The organism is Couchioplanes caeruleus, from assembly GCF_003751945.1.
Classification (GTDB): Bacteria; Actinomycetota; Actinomycetes; order Mycobacteriales; family Micromonosporaceae; genus Actinoplanes; species Actinoplanes caeruleus.
Window position 1 is genome coordinate 5,451,504 of sequence record NZ_RJKL01000001.1, and the last position, 14,531, is coordinate 5,466,034.

Annotated in this window: 15 protein-coding genes; 11 read left to right on the forward strand and 4 right to left on the reverse strand. The window is 72.2% G+C overall.

Translation table 11 applies throughout. From position 1 onward, the window contains the following. The first annotated feature begins 10 nt into the window (after nucleotides 1-10). The 7 genes from EDD30_RS24360 (at nucleotide 11) to EDD30_RS38415 (ending at nucleotide 6,505) form a co-directional block, all read left to right on the forward strand. Nucleotides 11-1,768 (forward strand): VanW family protein, encoded by a 1,758-nt coding sequence (locus EDD30_RS24360; protein ID WP_394328235.1) that lies wholly within the window; start codon nucleotides 11-13, stop codon nucleotides 1,766-1,768. Nucleotides 1,769-1,789: 21 nt separating this feature from the next. Next, nucleotides 1,790-2,254 (forward strand): hypothetical protein, encoded by a 465-nt coding sequence (locus tag EDD30_RS24365; RefSeq protein ID WP_071804770.1) that lies wholly within the window; start codon nucleotides 1,790-1,792, stop codon nucleotides 2,252-2,254. A gap of 71 nt (nucleotides 2,255-2,325) precedes the next feature. Then, the gene (locus tag EDD30_RS24370; RefSeq protein ID WP_071804771.1) at nucleotides 2,326-2,877 is read left to right on the forward strand and encodes an RNA polymerase sigma factor; all 552 of its coding nucleotides are present in this window, start codon (nucleotides 2,326-2,328) and stop codon (nucleotides 2,875-2,877) included. Beyond that, complete coding sequence (locus tag EDD30_RS24375; RefSeq protein WP_071804772.1) at nucleotides 2,874-3,671, forward strand: zf-HC2 domain-containing protein; 798 nt, start codon at nucleotides 2,874-2,876, stop codon at nucleotides 3,669-3,671. Before EDD30_RS24370 ends, EDD30_RS24375 begins: the two co-directional genes overlap by 4 nt. A gap of 70 nt (nucleotides 3,672-3,741) precedes the next feature. Further along, complete coding sequence (locus EDD30_RS24380) at nucleotides 3,742-4,545, forward strand: ABC transporter ATP-binding protein (RefSeq protein ID WP_071804773.1); 804 nt, start codon at nucleotides 3,742-3,744, stop codon at nucleotides 4,543-4,545. Beyond that, a complete protein-coding gene (locus EDD30_RS24385; RefSeq protein ID WP_071804774.1) occupies nucleotides 4,542-5,891 on the forward strand; it encodes a hypothetical protein in 1,350 nt (449 codons plus the stop codon). Before EDD30_RS24380 ends, EDD30_RS24385 begins: the two co-directional genes overlap by 4 nt. Further along, nucleotides 5,888-6,505 (forward strand): hypothetical protein, encoded by a 618-nt coding sequence (locus EDD30_RS38415; RefSeq protein WP_071804775.1) that lies wholly within the window; start codon nucleotides 5,888-5,890, stop codon nucleotides 6,503-6,505. The genes EDD30_RS24385 and EDD30_RS38415 overlap by 4 nt, the downstream gene beginning before the upstream one ends. Before the next feature lies 1 nt (nucleotide 6,506). On the opposite strand, the gene EDD30_RS24395 is transcribed toward EDD30_RS38415, so the two are convergent. Beyond that, nucleotides 6,507-7,469 (reverse strand): GNAT family N-acetyltransferase, encoded by a 963-nt coding sequence (locus EDD30_RS24395; protein ID WP_071804776.1) that lies wholly within the window; start codon nucleotides 7,467-7,469, stop codon nucleotides 6,507-6,509. A gap of 80 nt (nucleotides 7,470-7,549) precedes the next feature. Here EDD30_RS24395 and fdxA point away from each other — a divergent pair, with 80 nt between their 5' ends. Together fdxA and dapC are read left to right on the forward strand one after the other, a co-directional pair. Continuing rightward, a complete protein-coding gene (gene fdxA / locus EDD30_RS24400; protein ID WP_071804777.1) occupies nucleotides 7,550-7,876 on the forward strand; it encodes a ferredoxin in 327 nt (108 codons plus the stop codon). A 2-nt stretch (nucleotides 7,877-7,878) separates the two neighbouring features. Continuing rightward, nucleotides 7,879-8,964 (forward strand): succinyldiaminopimelate transaminase, encoded by a 1,086-nt coding sequence (gene dapC / locus EDD30_RS24405; protein ID WP_280526169.1) that lies wholly within the window; start codon nucleotides 7,879-7,881, stop codon nucleotides 8,962-8,964. A gap of 133 nt (nucleotides 8,965-9,097) precedes the next feature. Here the strand turns inward: dapC and EDD30_RS24410 are convergent, their stop codons facing one another. Then, on the reverse strand, nucleotides 9,098-9,691 hold the full coding sequence (locus EDD30_RS24410) for a hypothetical protein (protein ID WP_084556292.1): 594 nt from the start codon (nucleotides 9,689-9,691) through the stop codon (nucleotides 9,098-9,100). Nucleotides 9,692-9,847: 156 nt separating this feature from the next. Here EDD30_RS24410 and EDD30_RS24415 point away from each other — a divergent pair, with 156 nt between their 5' ends. Next, on the forward strand, nucleotides 9,848-12,103 hold the full coding sequence (locus tag EDD30_RS24415; RefSeq protein WP_071804780.1) for a catalase: 2,256 nt from the start codon (nucleotides 9,848-9,850) through the stop codon (nucleotides 12,101-12,103). 224 nt (nucleotides 12,104-12,327) lie between these two features. Next, nucleotides 12,328-13,134, forward strand: coding sequence for an RNA polymerase sigma factor SigF (locus EDD30_RS24420; protein WP_071804781.1), 807 nt, complete (start codon nucleotides 12,328-12,330; stop codon nucleotides 13,132-13,134). 63 nt (nucleotides 13,135-13,197) lie between these two features. Here EDD30_RS24420 and EDD30_RS24425 read toward each other — a convergent pair whose 3' ends face one another. Beyond that, nucleotides 13,198-14,127: a diacylglycerol/lipid kinase family protein gene (locus tag EDD30_RS24425; protein ID WP_071804782.1), complete on the reverse strand. Its 930-nt coding sequence runs from the start codon at nucleotides 14,125-14,127 to the stop codon at nucleotides 13,198-13,200. Between the two features lie 109 nt (nucleotides 14,128-14,236). Beyond that, nucleotides 14,237-14,440 carry a LamG domain-containing protein gene (locus tag EDD30_RS24430; protein ID WP_071804783.1) on the reverse strand — a complete coding sequence of 68 codons (204 nt, stop codon included), beginning with the start codon at nucleotides 14,438-14,440 and terminating at the stop codon, nucleotides 14,237-14,239. Nucleotides 14,441-14,531 lie beyond the last annotated feature (91 nt).

Consider the following 14,531-nt stretch of genomic DNA (forward strand, 5'->3'; position numbering starts at 1 on the left):
GCCGCCGAAGGTGACATCGTTGACCTCCCTATCCGAAGACACCGCCCCGCCGGCCGCCTCCTTCCCGGAGCCCGGCGGACCGGATCCCGCGCCTGATCCCGCGCCCGGTCCGGTCAGCCGCAAGCGGATCGTGGTGGTGGGAACGGTCGCCACCGTCCTGATCGCCGGTGCCGGCGTGGTCGCGTGGGCGTACGGCGGTGACGTCCCGCGCGGCACCCGCGTCCTCGGTGTGGACCTCGGTGGCCGATCGCGCACCGAGGCGGAGCGCGCCCTGGCCGAGGCCGTCGGGCCGCGCACCGGCGATCCGGTCCGGGTCGACCTGGACGGCGAGCTCGTCACCGTCGCACCGGCGGACATCGCGATGACCCTCCACGTCGACCTCAGCGTCGGCCGGGCCATGAAGGGCGGGCCGGCGCCCTTCGGTGAGCGCACCGTTGCGCCCGTCATCGAGCTGGACGAGGCGAGGCTCGAGGCGGTGCTGCGCAAAGAGCTCGACCCGAGGCGGATCACGCTCAAGAAGCCCGCGATCGCGTACGCGGGACGGACCCCGCGGCCGACGTATCCGGCGGCGGGCCGCAATCTGGACCCGGCGCTGGCCGCGAGGGAGGTCCGCAGGGCCTGGCTGACCGGCGGGACGGCCCGGGTGCCGCTGGTCCACCGGGACCCGGCGACCAGCGGGGAGCAGGTCGACGCGTTGATCCGCGAGCTGGCCGTTCCCGCGGTCGCGGCGCCGGTGACCGTCCGCGTCGGCAGCCGGTCGTTCACGCTGTCGCCGGCCGCGATCGCCCGCGGCCTGGTCTTCCGCGCAGCCGACGACGGCCAGCTCACCCCGGCGATCGACGGCCGGAAGCTGCATGCCGCCGCGGCCAAGGGGTTCGCCAAGGTGGAGAAGGCGCCCAAGGACGCACGGGTCACCATCTCCCGGGGCAAGCCGCGGATCGTCGCGGGTACGCCCGGCGACATGGTCGACCTCGACGCGTTGGGTCCGGCCCTGCTCGACGTCCTGCGTGATCCGGCGCCGCGCGCGGTCGAGGCCGTCCTCACCGAGCGGGAGCCCGATCTGACCGCGGCCGGCGTGAAGAGGTTCGGCATCAAGGAGAAGGTCTCCACCTTCACCACCCACTTCACCGGTGGCTCCGGCTCGCCCCGCAGCCAGAACATCATGACCATCGCCCGGGCGGTCGACGGTGCGATCGTCGCGCCCGGCGAGACCTTCTCGCTCAACGGGCACACCGGCGAGCGCGACTACGCGGCCGGCTACCGGGACGCACCGGTCATCGTCGGCGGCAAGCTGGAGCTCGGCGTCGGCGGCGGGGCGTCGCAGTTCACCACGACGCTGTTCAACGCCGCCTATTACGCGGGGCTGGAGGACGTCGAGCACAAACCGCACTCGTTCTACTTCTCCCGCTATCCCTCGGTGATCGAGTCGACGATCTTCTATCCGACCCTCGATCTCAAGTTCCGCAACACCACGCCGTACGGGATCTTCATCGACACCTCGTACACGCGCAGCTCGGTGACCGTCGCGATGTGGAGCACGAAGGTCTACGACAGCGTCAAGACCGTACGCAGCCCGCGGCGCAACTTCACGTCTCCCACGACGGTGTACCGCGAGCCGGGCCCGAGGTGCGTCGCCTCCAGCGGACTTCCAGGTTTCACCCAGGATGCTTGGCGCGTCATCCGCAAGGATGGCGAGGAGGTCGCGCGCGAGAGGTTCACCTGGCGCTACGATCCCGAGCCACGATTCGTGTGCGGCGAGGAGCCGTGAGGCCGGTTCTGGAGGAACGTCATGAAGCAGCGTGGGGTGAGGATCGCGGTGCTGGCCGCGGCGCTGTTCGGGATCAACGTGGTGGCGCGGCTGGTGGCGCATTTCGGCTTCTCCGGCGATGACGCCGCCGAGAACCGCATCTCCATCGCCATGTTCGCGGCCATCGGCCTGGTGCTGGCGACCGTGACGTTCGTGCGCGCGCAGCGGGTTCCGCCCGGCATCTGGCTGCCCGACCTGGCCGCGGCGGCGATCGGCGGCATGCTGCTCACCATCCTCGTGGGCCCGTTCGTCAGCGGCGACTACCCGTTCTCCGGCGGCGCCGGCAATTTCTTCTCCCAGGTCTGGCTCTACGGCGGCTTCGCGATCGTCGGCACCCTGCTCGGCTACTGGATCGCCACGATGCTCGGCCGCGACTACCGCTCGAAGTCGTTGCGGGCGTTCACCGTGGCGAAGACGACCAAGCCTCGGCGCGTCGTACGGCGGTGACACAATAAAGATGTGACGCAGGCCACTCGTCAGGGAGAACCGCCTCCAGGTCACCCGTCGTCTGTCCGGGTGTGAGACGAACCTTGGAGTCACTCGACGAGGGGGAGTTGCTGCGCCTGACCGCGCGTGGCGACCGGCGTGCCTTCGACGAGCTGTACCGGCGAACCGCGCCGTGGCTCGCGGTGCGGTTGCGCCGGCGCTGCGCCGACGAGGACGTCGTCGCCGATGTGCTCCAGGAGACCTATCTGGCGGTCTGGCGCTCCGCGGGCGGCCAGGCGCACAGCTCCGCGCAGGGCAGCGCCCTGGGCTGGCTGTGGACCATCGCGGCGCACCGGCTCGTCGACGCGTTCCGCAGCAGGGCGCGCCGGTCCCGCGTCCCGGTGGTGGAGACCGTCGAGTCCGTGGCGCCGGCGGCCGAGGAAGAGGTGATGGCCGGCCGGATCGACGCCGACCTCGAGCGCGCCCTGCTGGCCCTGCCGCCGGAGCTGCGCCAGGTGCTGCGGGCGATGGTGCTCGACGGTCTGACCGTACGGGAGACCTCGCTGCTGCTCGGCATGCCGGAAGGAACCGTGAAGACCCGCGCGCGGCGGGCCCGGATCGCGCTGCGGGAGGCGCTGTCATGACCACTCACCCGACCCCCGAGCTGATCTCCCGGTACGCCTCGGACGACGCCGGCGTCGACGACGCGACGGTCTGGGCGGTGGAGGCCCACTTGGAGTCCTGCGCGGTCTGCCGGGGACTGCTGACGGACGCCGTCGACCCCGGCACCAGCGATCTGCTGGCTCGGGTGTCCGAGGGCATCTCCGCCGGCATCGCCGCCGGGCCCCCGCCGGTGCGGCGCCGGCGTCGGCTGCGGCGTACCGGCGTGGCCGCCCGGGTGCTGCCGTGGCTGGCCACGGCGGTCTTCCTGATGCTGGCCGCGGCCCTCTTCGAGCAGGCCTTCCCGGACGCGCCCTCCCTGGTGCTGCTGCTCGCGCCGGTGGCGCCGCTGTTGCCGATCGCCGCCGCCTGGAGCCGGCGTACCGATCCGGCCTGGGAACTGATAGCCACCATGCCCCGCACCGGGCTGGCCCTCCTGCTGCGCCGCACGCTGGCCGTGCTCGCGGCGGTCATCCCCGTGCTGGCGGCGGCGGCGTGGGGGACCGGCCACTCGCCCGCGCTCTGGCTGCTGCCATGCCTGGCCTTCACCGCCGGGAGTCTGGCCCTCGGCGGACTGATCGGCATCGACCGGGCGGCCCTCGCGCTCGCCGTCGCCTGGTCCGGCGCGGTCGTGGTGCCGAGCATGGTCACCGACCGGCTGCCGGTCGTGCTGGCCGGCGGCAACTGGCCGGCCTGGACGGCGGCCACCGTGCTCCTCGCGGCCCTGGTGCTGGTCCGGGCCTCCGACCATCGCCGGTTCGGCGCCGGCGGGAGCTGAGCCGGCCGGGCCGCCGGCACCTCCCACCTCGCACGACTCAACGACACATCGCACGACGAACGGAGAGACGATGATGCGCGTCGTCAGCGCGGCCGAGACGGCACCGACCACCTATGCCTGGGCGGTGCACGCCTCGGGCCTCAAGGTCCGCGCCGGGCGGCACCTCGCCGTCGACGGGCTCGACCTGGCGCTCGGCACCGGCGTGCACGGCCTGCTCGGCCCCAACGGCGCCGGCAAGACCACGCTGATGCGCGCCCTGGCCACGGTGATCGATCCGGCCGGTGGGGCGCTGGCCCTGCTCGGCCAGGACGTCTCCGCCCGGGCCGACCTGCGCCGGGTCCGCCGCGCCCTCGGCTATCTGCCGCAGCACTTCGGCTTCTATCCGCGCTTCACCGTGCGGGAGTTCGTCGAGTACATGGCCTGGCTCAAGGAGATGCCCAAGGCGAACATCGCCGCGGCGGTCCAGCGGGCCATCGACCGGGTCGGGCTGACCAGCCGCGCCGACTCGAAGCTCAAGACCCTGTCCGGTGGCATGCTGCGGCGCGCGGGCATCGCCCAGGCGATCGTCAACGACCCGGAGATCCTGCTGCTCGACGAGCCGACCGTGGGGCTGGACCCGGAACAGCGCCTCGACTTCCGGGAGCTGCTGCGGGACATCGGCGTGGACTGCTGTGTGCTGGTCTCGACCCACCTCGTCGAGGACGTCGTGGCCGCCTGCTCCGACGTCGTGCTCGTCGACGCGGGGCGCCTGGTCTATCAGGGGACGCCGGAGGATCTCGCCGCGCGAGGCGGTGCGGGCGACGCCGGCGACAGTCCCGCCGAGCGCGGGTATTCGGCGCTGCTGCGCGCGTACCGGCAGGAGAAGGGCCGATGACCCGGGCGTTCGGCATCCAGTTGCGCCGCTCGGCGGCGCCCTTCTGCCTGCTGTTACTGCTCGTCCTGGGTCTGACCTCCCTCTTCGCCTCCCCCGGGGTGTGGATCGAAGGATGGCTGTTCCTCGGCACCGGCCAGCGGACCTATCTCGTCTTCCTGTGGCCGCTCGCCCTGGCGCTGGGCGCCTGGCAGATGCGTCAGGAGCACCGCGCCGGGGTGGACGAGCTCTTCGCCGGCACGGCGAAACCCCGGTGGCAGCGGGTCACCGTCACGGCGGCGGCCCTGGCCGTCGCCGTGACGGTGGCCTACGCGCTGACATTCGCGGTGGCCGCCGGATGGATGGCCGGCTCCGCGACCCACCTGCCCGGCGCGGTGCCCGCGATGGTGGCGGTCGGTGCGCTGTCGATGGTGGCGGCCGTATGCGCCGGCATGGGTGTCGGACGCCTGTTGCCACATCTGGTGACCGCACCCGCGCTGGCCGTGGTCGGCTTCGCGCTGCAGCTCTCCCTGCCGGTCATCTTCCGCGACAGCGACTGGCTCGCCAACCTGCTGTCGCCGTTCATGACCCGGCCCTGGGACGCCTACTTCACCCTGCCGGCCCGGTTCAACCTGGGCCAGGCGGTCTGGCTTACCGGCCTCGCCGGGTCCGGGCTGCTCCTGCTCGGCGCCGCCACCCGGCTGTCCCGGACGGCGGCGGTGCTGCCGGTGGTGCTCGGCCTGGGCGTGGCCGTGGCGCTCGCCCCCCGGGTGGACAATCACAGCACCCCGTGGGTCCGTGACCTCGTCGCCGCCGAGCTGGTCTGCACCGACGACGCCCCTCGGGTCTGCGTCACCCGGGTGCACACCGAGCTGCTGCCGGAGGTGGCCCCGCTGGCCCGGGAGGCGCTGTCCAAGGTCAAGGATCTCCCCGGGGCGCCGCACACCGCCGTGGAGGACTGGACGCTGAACTACCGCGACGACCGGGACGCGCCGGTCAAGGCCGCCGGCCCGGACACGCTGGAGTTCACCGTCCACGTCGACGGCAGGGGCGAATTATCGCGCCCGCGAAGCTTCGTCCCGATGACACTCGAGCAGCTCGTCTTCCGCGACTGCGCCGAAGCGTCCGACGAGCGGTTCGCCGAGGACGCGGCGGCCGCCGAGGTCATCGGCTTCTGGCTGGCCGGGCAGGCACTCGATCCGAACGAGTCGTTCGACGACGGCGAGCTGAAGCGCAAGCGCCAGCTCTGGGACGTGCTGCAGGCGTTGCCCCGGGAGCAGGCGTTGCAGCGAATCGCGGCGGTACGCACCGCGTCCACCGGCTGCTCCGGCAGCAGCCTGGCCGGCATCCTCGAGGGGCCCGCGCGATGAGGTGGACGTGGCTCTACCTGCGCTCCCGTGGTGTCCCGGCCTCCGCCGGCACGGGCGTGGGACTCGTCGTCACGGTGTGCGCGCTCTGGTCGGCGTTCGCCAGGCCGCGGGACGTGGACTTCCCCCTGGTCCTGCTCGTCGTGGTCCTGCTGGTCTCCGCGGTCTGCGCAACCCTGGCCGGGCCCGACGACGCGCTGGACCGCACCGCGGCGAAGCCCTGGAAACCGCTGCGGCTGGTCCACCTGCTGAGCGCCTACGCGGTCATGATGGCGCCCCTGCTGCTGACCCGGGTGACGGCCGGGCGGTTCGGGCCCGTCGCCGAGGTCGCCCGCGACGCCGGCGGCCTGCTTGGGCTGACCGCCCTGGGCGCGGTGCTGATCGGTGCGCACCGGGCATGGCTCCCGCCGCTGTTGTGGACCCTGCCCGCGCTCTACTTCAGCGCCAGCGGCGGCTCCTCCGAGAGGGCGGCGACCCGGGCCCTCACCTGGATGGTGCAGCCGATCGGCGACCGGCCGGCCGCGATCATGGCGGCGGCGCTGGCCGTCGCCGGACTGGTCGCCTATGCGCTGCGCGGCACCCCGCTGCGGCCCGCCTCCGATCCGGCACCGGCCTGAGTCAGACCGGCGCCTCGCGGGTCAGATAGGTGTGGTGGGTGCGGAAGCCCAGCTTCCGGTAGAGGGCGACCGCGGCCGTATTGCGCTCCTCGACCTGCAGATAGGCCCGCGCCGACCCCTGCTGCATCGCCCACCCCGCCACGGCACGCATGACATGGGCCGCCAGCCCGCGCCGCCGCGCCGCCGGAGCGGTCTGCACCAGCGCCATCCCCAGCCAGCGGTCCGGCCCGCTCACCGCGCCGCGGGCCACGGCGAGCAGGTCGCCGTCCTCGTCGCGGACATGAGCGAAGACCGCCACGGGTACGCCGGTGAGCACCTGTTTCGCCATCGCCGGCAGGGTGCCCTTGTGCTCGGCGACCATCGCGTACCAGTCGTCGGTGGGCGAATCGGCGAGTTCGACCGGGGGCAGATCGTCGCGGACCGGCAGGGATTCGAGCAGGCCCGGCACCCGCGCGGTCTGCACCAGGGTCAGCGGGCGGGACGTCCAGCCCCGCGCGTCGAGGGCGGCGTTGACCGGTGCCGCCAAAGGCATCGGGGCGTTGACGAGGGGGCGCTGGCCGCGGGCCGCGTACCACCGTTCGACCGCGTCGATCGCGGCGTCGAGGGTGCGGTCCGGGTCGCCTACCGCCAGGGCCGAGTTGGCCCGGCCGGTCCAGCCGCCGGCCGACCGCAGGATCCAGGCGCCGAGCCGGGCCTGCACCGGGGCCGGCCAGCCGTCGTTGGCCGCCAACTCCAGGGCGGCCACCTCGGCGGCCGGCGGCCGGCGCGCGGCCGGCACCCGTTTCGCCCGGTGCACGTCCTTGAGCGGGACCCGCAGCGTCCCCTTGGCCGTCGCGAGAGTGAGATCCGTCTCCGTCAGCTCGACGAGTTCCCCGAGCGCATCCGTGAAAAGGGGGCGATCCTGGGAAACACCTACAATTCGACGAACTACCACCCGGTGTCCCACATCCTGCCGTCGGAGCACGTCCCACCTCCTCCCGGCGAGATACTAGGCTCTGCCCGTACCGTCGCACGTGAGCGGCGTGGCTCTGGAAGGGAAAGACCGTGACCTACATCATCGCTGAGCCCTGCGTCGATGTGCTGGACAAGGCATGCATCGAGGAGTGCCCGGTCGACTGCATCTACGAGGGCAACCGGATGCTCTACATCCACCCCGATGAGTGCGTCGACTGCGGGGCGTGCGAGCCGGTCTGTCCGGTCGAGGCGATCTTCTACGAGGACGACGTCCCGGAGCAGTGGAAGGACTACACGAACGCCAACTACGAGTTCTTCGAGGATCTCGGCTCCCCCGGCGGCGCGTCGAAGGTGGGCAAGATCGAGAAGGACGCGACGTTCGTGGCGGCGCAGGCGCCGCGCGGGGACGCGCACTGACCGTGCTTTCGGCGTCGCTGCCCGATTTTCCCTGGGACCAGTTGGAGCCGGCCAAGGCCGTGGCGGCCGCCCATCCGGACGGCATCGTCGACCTGTCGGTCGGCACCCCGGTCGACCCGGTGCCGGCGCCGGTCCAGAACGCGCTGGCAGCCGCCGCGGATGCGCCGGGCTACCCGCAGACCGCGGGGACCCCGGCGCTGCGCGCGGCGATCACAGCCTGGCTGGCCCGGGAATGCGGCACTACGGGTAGCCCCGCGGTGCTGCCCACCATCGGTTCCAAGGAGCTGGTGGCGTGGCTGCCCACCCTGCTCGGCGTCGGTCCCGGCGATGTCGTCGTCATTCCCCGGGTGTGCTACCCGACGTACGAGGCGGGGGTGCGGCTCGCCGGTGCCGAGGTGGTCCGCAGCGACTCGCTGACCGCACTCGGTCCCGACCCGCGGGTCAAGCTGATCTGGATCAACTCGCCGTCGAACCCGACTGGCAAGGTCCTGCCCCCGGCGCACCTGCGCAAGGTCGTCGACTGGGCCCGGGAGCGCGGCGCGGTCGTGGCCGCCGACGAGTGCTACCTCTCGCTGGGCTGGGAAGAGACCCCGGTGTCGGTCCTGTCCGACGAGGTCTGCGGCGGCGACCACACCGGCGTGCTGGCCGTCCACTCACTGTCCAAGCGGTCCAACCTGGCGGGGTTCCGGGCGGGTTTCGTCGCCGGTGACCCGGCCGTCGTGGCGGAGTTGCTCGCGGTCCGCAAGCACGCGGGCATGATCGTTCCGGCGCCGGTACAGGCGGCGATGATCGCGGCCCTCGGCGACGAGTCGCACGTCGCCGCCCAGCGAGACCGGTACGCGGCCCGCCGCGCGGCACTGCGGGCGGCGCTGACCGGCGCGGGTTTCACGATCGAGCACAGCGGCGCGGGGCTCTACCTGTGGTCGACCCGCGGCGAGGACTGCTGGAAGACGGTCGACTGGCTCGCCGAGCGGGGCATTCTGGCGGCGCCCGGCGCCTTCTACGGCCCGGCGGCGGCGCAGCACGTGCGCGTCGCCCTGACGGCCACGGACGAACGGGTCGCGGCGGCGGTCGCCCGCCTCGCCTGATCCGACGAGATCGCGGGCGGAAGCCGAAGCCTCTACCCGACGAGAACGCGGGCGGAAGCCGAAGCCTCTACCCGACGAGATCGCGGGCGGAAGCCGAAGCCTCCGCCCGCGCCGGTACCGCGGCCGGGATCGGCTAGGCCAGCACCTTCAGCGCCTCCAGGCGCAGGCTCTGGCCGACGGTGCCGACCTCTACCCAGTTCCAGTGCTTGGCGCAGTCCCAGCCCTGCCAGCCGATGTTCTGGACGTGTGCCTCCGCGCAGACGCGCTTGGCGGTGCTGAGGCGCAGGGCCTCCAGGCGCAGCGACTGACCCGTGGTGCCCACCGTGACGATCCGGTTCTTGCCGGCGCAGCGGGTGCGCATCCAGCCGATGTTCTGCACGTGCGCCTTGGCGCAGATGCCGCCGGTCTTGGTGGTCAGGATGGAGATCGCCTCCATGCGCAGCGACTGGCCGGTGGTGCCGGCCATCACCGGGTGGCCGGAGCGGTTGCAGCGCCAGCCCTGCCAGCCGATGTTCTGCACGTGCGCGTTGACGCAGACGGCACCCTTGAACTTGGCCGTGTAGGCCTTGGCCGCGCTGCTCAGCGCCGGAGCCTGGACCGTGGCCGGAACCGTGGTCGGGGCCGCCGGTGCCGCCGAGGCGGCGCCGCCGTGGATGGGCAGGATGACGGTTGCGGCGGCGAGGCCGGCCACAGTCGCCTTGCGAAGGAGGTGAGTAATCCGGATCATGGTCGACAAAGTACCGCCCAAAAGGGACTGAAGACCCCAGGAGCCTCTGAAGTTCGCGAGTCGCCTCTATCGGGTGATCAAGCACGATCGTTTGACGGCGGAATCGTCGGGTAGCCGCTGGAAAGCCCCGCTACTCGTCCTTGGAGGACCGACCCGATGACACGCAAGCCCACCGAGGTGGTCAAGGATGCCGTCGAGGCCGCCACCGCGAAGGTGACCGACGCGCTGACGCCCGACGTGCCCGGCTCGCCCGGCAGCGCCCCCGCGCCCCTCGAGGAACCCACCACGCCGCACGATCCGCTGCCGGCCAAGGCCGAGCAGGGCGCTCCGGAGACCCGGACGCCCACCGGCGCCGAAACCGGTGCCCCGGCCGAGGCCATGGGGCAGCAGGGAGCGTTCCTCACCACCTCCCAGGGTGCCCGGCTCACCGACACCGACCACTCGCTGAAGGCCGGGCCCCGGGGCCCGATCCTGATGCAGGACCACCATTTCAGGGAGAAAATCACACACTTCGACCACGAGCGGATCCCGGAACGGGTCGTGCACGCGCGCGGCGCCGGGGCGCACGGCGTGTTCACCGGATACGGCACGGCCGAGGGTGTCACCCGGGCCGGCTTCCTCGCCAAGGGCAAGGAGACCCCGGTCTTCGTCCGGTTCTCCACGGTCCTCGGGTCGCGCGGCTCGGCCGACACGGTGCGGGACACCCGCGGCTTCGCCACGAAGTTCTACACCGATGAGGGCACGTTCGACCTCGTCGCCAACAACATCCCGGTGTTCTTCATCCAGGACGCCATCAAGTTCCCGGACATCATCCACGCGGGCAAGCCGCACCCCGACCGGGAGATCCCGCAGGCGCAGAGCGCGCACGACACGTTCTGGGACTTCGTCTCCCTGCACACCGAGGCCCAGCACCACACCATCTGGAACATGTCCGACCGGGGCATCCCGCGTTCGTACCGGACGATGGAGGGCTTCGGCGTCCACACCTTCCGGCTGGTGAACGCGGCGGGGGAGACGTCGCTGGTCAAGTTCCACTGGAAGCCCAAGCTGGGCGTGCACTCCCTGGACTGGGAGGAGGCGCAGATCGCGGCCGGCGTGGACCCCGACTACCACCGCCGCGACCTGTACGACGCGATCGAGTCCGGTGCCTTCCCCGAGTGGGAGCTGGGCATCCAGGTCTTCCCGGACACGCCCGAGGAGACCTTCGCCGGCATCGACCTGCTCGACCCGACGAAGATCGTGCCGGAGGAACTCGCCGCCGTACAGCCGATCGGCAAGCTGGTCCTCAACCGCACGCCCCGCAACTTCTTCGCCGAGACCGAACAGGTCGCCTTCCACCTCGGTCACCTGCCCCCGGGCATCGACGTCACCAACGACCCGCTGCTGCAGGGCCGGCTCTTCTCGTACGTCGACACGCAGCTCACCCGGCTGGGCGGCCCGAACTACCCGCAGATCCCGATCAATCGCCCGCACGCTCCGGTCAACGACATGCTGCGGGACGGTTTCCACCAGCATGCCGTGCATGCCGGGGTGGCGCCGTACCGGCCGAACTCGCTCGACGGCGGCAACCCGTTCCCCGCCGGGGCCGAGGAGAACGCGTTCGTCGACGTGCCGGTGCGGGTCGCCGAGGCTCCGAAGGTACGGGCGAACCCGGTCTCCTTCGACGACCACTACAGCCAGGTCCGCCTGTTCTGGCTGAGCATGTCGCCGGTGGAGAAGGAGCACATCATTCGCGCGTACACCTTCGAGCTGGGCAAGTGCTACGAGCAGGCGATCAAGGAACGGCAGTTGCGGTGCCTGGCCAACGTCGACCCGGTGTTGTGCGAGCAGGTCGCCGTGGGGCTGGGTCTGCCCGTACCCGAGCCGACCGTCCCACCGGCCGACGTCACCGCGAGCCCGGCGCTGTCGCAGATCGGCCGGGAATGGCCGGCCGACGGCCGGATCATCGGCATCGTCGTCGACGACGGCGACCTGGACGGCGTGGACGCGGTGCGCCGGGCGGTGTTCGGCGCGGGCATGGTGCCGCTGCTGATCGCCGCGCACGGCGGCATGGTGGGTCACATGAGCGTGCAGCGCACCTTCGCCACCGCCCGGTCGATCGAGTTCGACGCCCTCCTGCTCGCCGCGGCGCCCGCGCCGGCGCCGGATGCGCTGCCGGCCCGCGACGCCAAGGCCGGCGCCGCGGACACGGTCACCGTGGACCCGCGGGTGGCGCTGCTGGTCGAGGAGGCCTGGCGGCACGCCAAGGCCATCGGGGCCTGGGGCGCCGGCGTCACCGTGCTGGGCCAGTCGGGCGTGGCCGGCACGCCCGGCGTCGTGACCGCCGAATCGGGTACGGAGGCCCTCGCCGCCGTGCAGCGACTGCTGGCCGCCCACCGGGTGTGGGAGCGGTTCCCGGCCACGGTCGCCTGACCCGTGCACCCACGAGGCCCCCCTGCCGGGTGGGCCTTGGGGGCTACGGCTTCTACATCAACCTTTCGGTGTGGTTCTTCTGGCTGTTCGGATGAGTTTGGCCGTCCCTTGCTGTGGGGCAAACGTTCGGGCGACGTGCGATCGATTCCGGCATTTCCGGTCGTCGCCCGTCGGTGTGGGAACAGGGCCGCCGACACTCGGTGGCTGGATTCGAAGGAGTCTCCATGACCGTTATCGCCGCCCCTGTCGACAGCGCCGACCTCGCTGCTGATGCCTCGGCGACGACGGACCGCGCGAGCGAGCTGATCGCCGCGGTCGCCGCCCTGCCCGTCGGACATCCGTCCCGGGCCGCGGTGCGGGACCGCGCGATCGAGGCGTGGATGCCCCTGGCGCGGCACCTGGCCAACCGGTACACGGGCCGCGGCGAGCCGCTCGACGACCTCATCCAGGTGGCCGTGATGGGCCTGATCAAGGCGGTCGACAGGTTCGAGGCGGACCGCGGTGTCGAGTTCGCCGGATTCGCGATCCCGACCATCGTCGGCGAGCTGAAGCGTCACTTCCGCGACCGCACCTGGTCCATCCGGGTCCCGCGGCGCCTGCAGGAGCTCCGTCTGGCGATCACCGCGGCGAACAACACGCTCAGCCACACGCTGGGCCGGTCGCCGACGGTCGCGGACGTGGCCGACCACCTCGGTGTCACCGAGGAGGACGTGCTCGAGGGCCTGGAAGGCGCGCGCGCCTACAGCGCGACCAGCCTGTCCACCCCGATCAACGCCGACGGCAGCGCGGAGCTCGGCGACACCCTCGGCGGCGAGGACGTCGCCTTCGAGCTTGCCGAGACGCGTCTCGCCCTCGGCCCGGCGCTGGCCCGGCTGGACGAGCGCGAGCAGAAGATCATCGCGCTGCGGTTCTACGGCAACCTGACCCAGTCGCAGATCGCCGAGCAGGTGGGCATCTCGCAGATGCACGTCTCCCGGCTGCTCACCAAGGCCCTCGCCAAGCTGCGCGGCCACCTGGAGCTCGCCGTCTGAGCCGGTCCGAGCCGGGGGCCGTCATGGGTCCGGGTCGTCCGAGCCCGCCGTGCGTGCAGGACGTCAGCGGTCCACAGTGCCCGGTGGCGCCATGATCCGCAGGGCGTTGGGGTCGACGCCGATCCGGACGGGGGTCCGCCCGCACGGTTCGCCGTCGACCTCCACCCGGGTCGGCCGGTCGGTCTCCAGCCACAGCTCACCCACCGCCAGGAACGGTTCCTCGCGCAGCGTGCGGCGGTGCCCGGTGGCGGCGTTGCGGGCGGTCTCGCGCAGCAGCCCCCGCCGGCTAGCGCCGCCCACCGGGTAGGCCACCAGCAGCCGGTCGTCGGCGTCCGCGTCCTCGGTGATCGGCCGTCCGGCGTGGAAGCCGCCGTTGGCCACGTACAACTGATGGGTGCGGAACTCGTGCTGCCGGCCCCCGGCCCGGACCCGGGCCCGCAGCGGCCGGTGCCGGGCCAGCAGGGCCAGGGCGGTCATCGGGTACGCGAGCCGCCCCACGACCCGCTTCAGCCGCCGGGGCGCCTTGATCATGACGTCCGCGGAGAGTCCGACGCCGACGTGGTTGGTGAACAGCAGGTCCCCGACGAGGCCCAGGTCGACGTCGACCACCGTGCCGTGCGTCAGCGTGTCGACGGCCTCGCCGAGATCGAGCGGCACGCCCACCGTACGGGCGAAGTTGTTGGTCGTGCCCAACGGCAACAGTCCGAGTGCGATGTCGCGATGGGCGAGCACCCGGGCCGCCGTGCTGATCGTCCCGTCGCCGCCGCCCACGGCCAGCAGGTCCGGACTCAGCGCGGCGGCGGCCGTGAGGCTCGCCTCCAGCTCGCCGGGCCGGTGGACGGGAAAGTCGCCGAGCAGCCTGAACCCGGCGGCGAGGAGCCGGGACCGGGCGTCGGCATAGAGCCTCCCGCCGCGCCGGGAATGGGCGTTGACCACCAGGGCCGCCCGTCGCTCGCCGTGGATGTCCGCACTGAGCTGCTGCTTCGTCCGCATCGGCGATGACCCTACCGGTCAGGCGGTGCAGCGGATGCGCCGTCGCACGATGCGGATGGCGAGGACTGTCACCGTGACATGCCCCCATGATCCAGCGAATAGGACTGAGCTACCCGATAGCGACCCAGACGTCGTCGAGGGCGCCCGGGAACTGGTCGTTGTCGCGGTAGGCGCCCTTGCCGCCGATGCTGAGCGGGATGGTGTTGGAGACCGACAGGGTGGCCGGAACGGTGGTGCTGCCCCGGCAGCGGCCGTCGACCCCGGATGGAGAGCCAGGTGCCCCGGCGGCGGCACTCCAGGGTGTGCCAGGCATTGTCCGCGACCGTGATGCTGCTCCGGGCGATGTGGACGCGGCCCCGGCGTCCACCATGGCGCAGCTCGGCTTGCCCGCCGGGAGCTGATGG

What these genes read in the sequence shown, in the direction of transcription:
- EDD30_RS24425 (WP_071804782.1), bottom strand. Translation starts at nt 14,127, where the DNA reads ATGCGGACGAAGCAGCAGCTCAGTGCGGACATCCACGGCGAGCGACGG.
- EDD30_RS24410 (WP_084556292.1), bottom strand. Translation starts at nt 9,691, where the DNA reads ATGATCCGGATTACTCACCTCCTTCGCAAGGCGACTGTGGCCGGCCTC.
- EDD30_RS24430 (WP_071804783.1), bottom strand. Translation starts at nt 14,440, where the DNA reads ATGCCTGGCACACCCTGGAGTGCCGCCGCCGGGGCACCTGGCTCTCCA.
- EDD30_RS24385 (WP_071804774.1), top strand. Translation starts at nt 4,542, where the DNA reads ATGACCCGGGCGTTCGGCATCCAGTTGCGCCGCTCGGCGGCGCCCTTC.
- EDD30_RS24380 (WP_071804773.1), top strand. Translation starts at nt 3,742, where the DNA reads ATGATGCGCGTCGTCAGCGCGGCCGAGACGGCACCGACCACCTATGCC.
- EDD30_RS24420 (WP_071804781.1), top strand. Translation starts at nt 12,328, where the DNA reads ATGACCGTTATCGCCGCCCCTGTCGACAGCGCCGACCTCGCTGCTGAT.
- EDD30_RS24375 (WP_071804772.1), top strand. Translation starts at nt 2,874, where the DNA reads ATGACCACTCACCCGACCCCCGAGCTGATCTCCCGGTACGCCTCGGAC.
- EDD30_RS24415 (WP_071804780.1), top strand. Translation starts at nt 9,848, where the DNA reads ATGACACGCAAGCCCACCGAGGTGGTCAAGGATGCCGTCGAGGCCGCC.
- EDD30_RS24365 (WP_071804770.1), top strand. Translation starts at nt 1,790, where the DNA reads ATGAAGCAGCGTGGGGTGAGGATCGCGGTGCTGGCCGCGGCGCTGTTC.
- EDD30_RS38415 (WP_071804775.1), top strand. Translation starts at nt 5,888, where the DNA reads ATGAGGTGGACGTGGCTCTACCTGCGCTCCCGTGGTGTCCCGGCCTCC.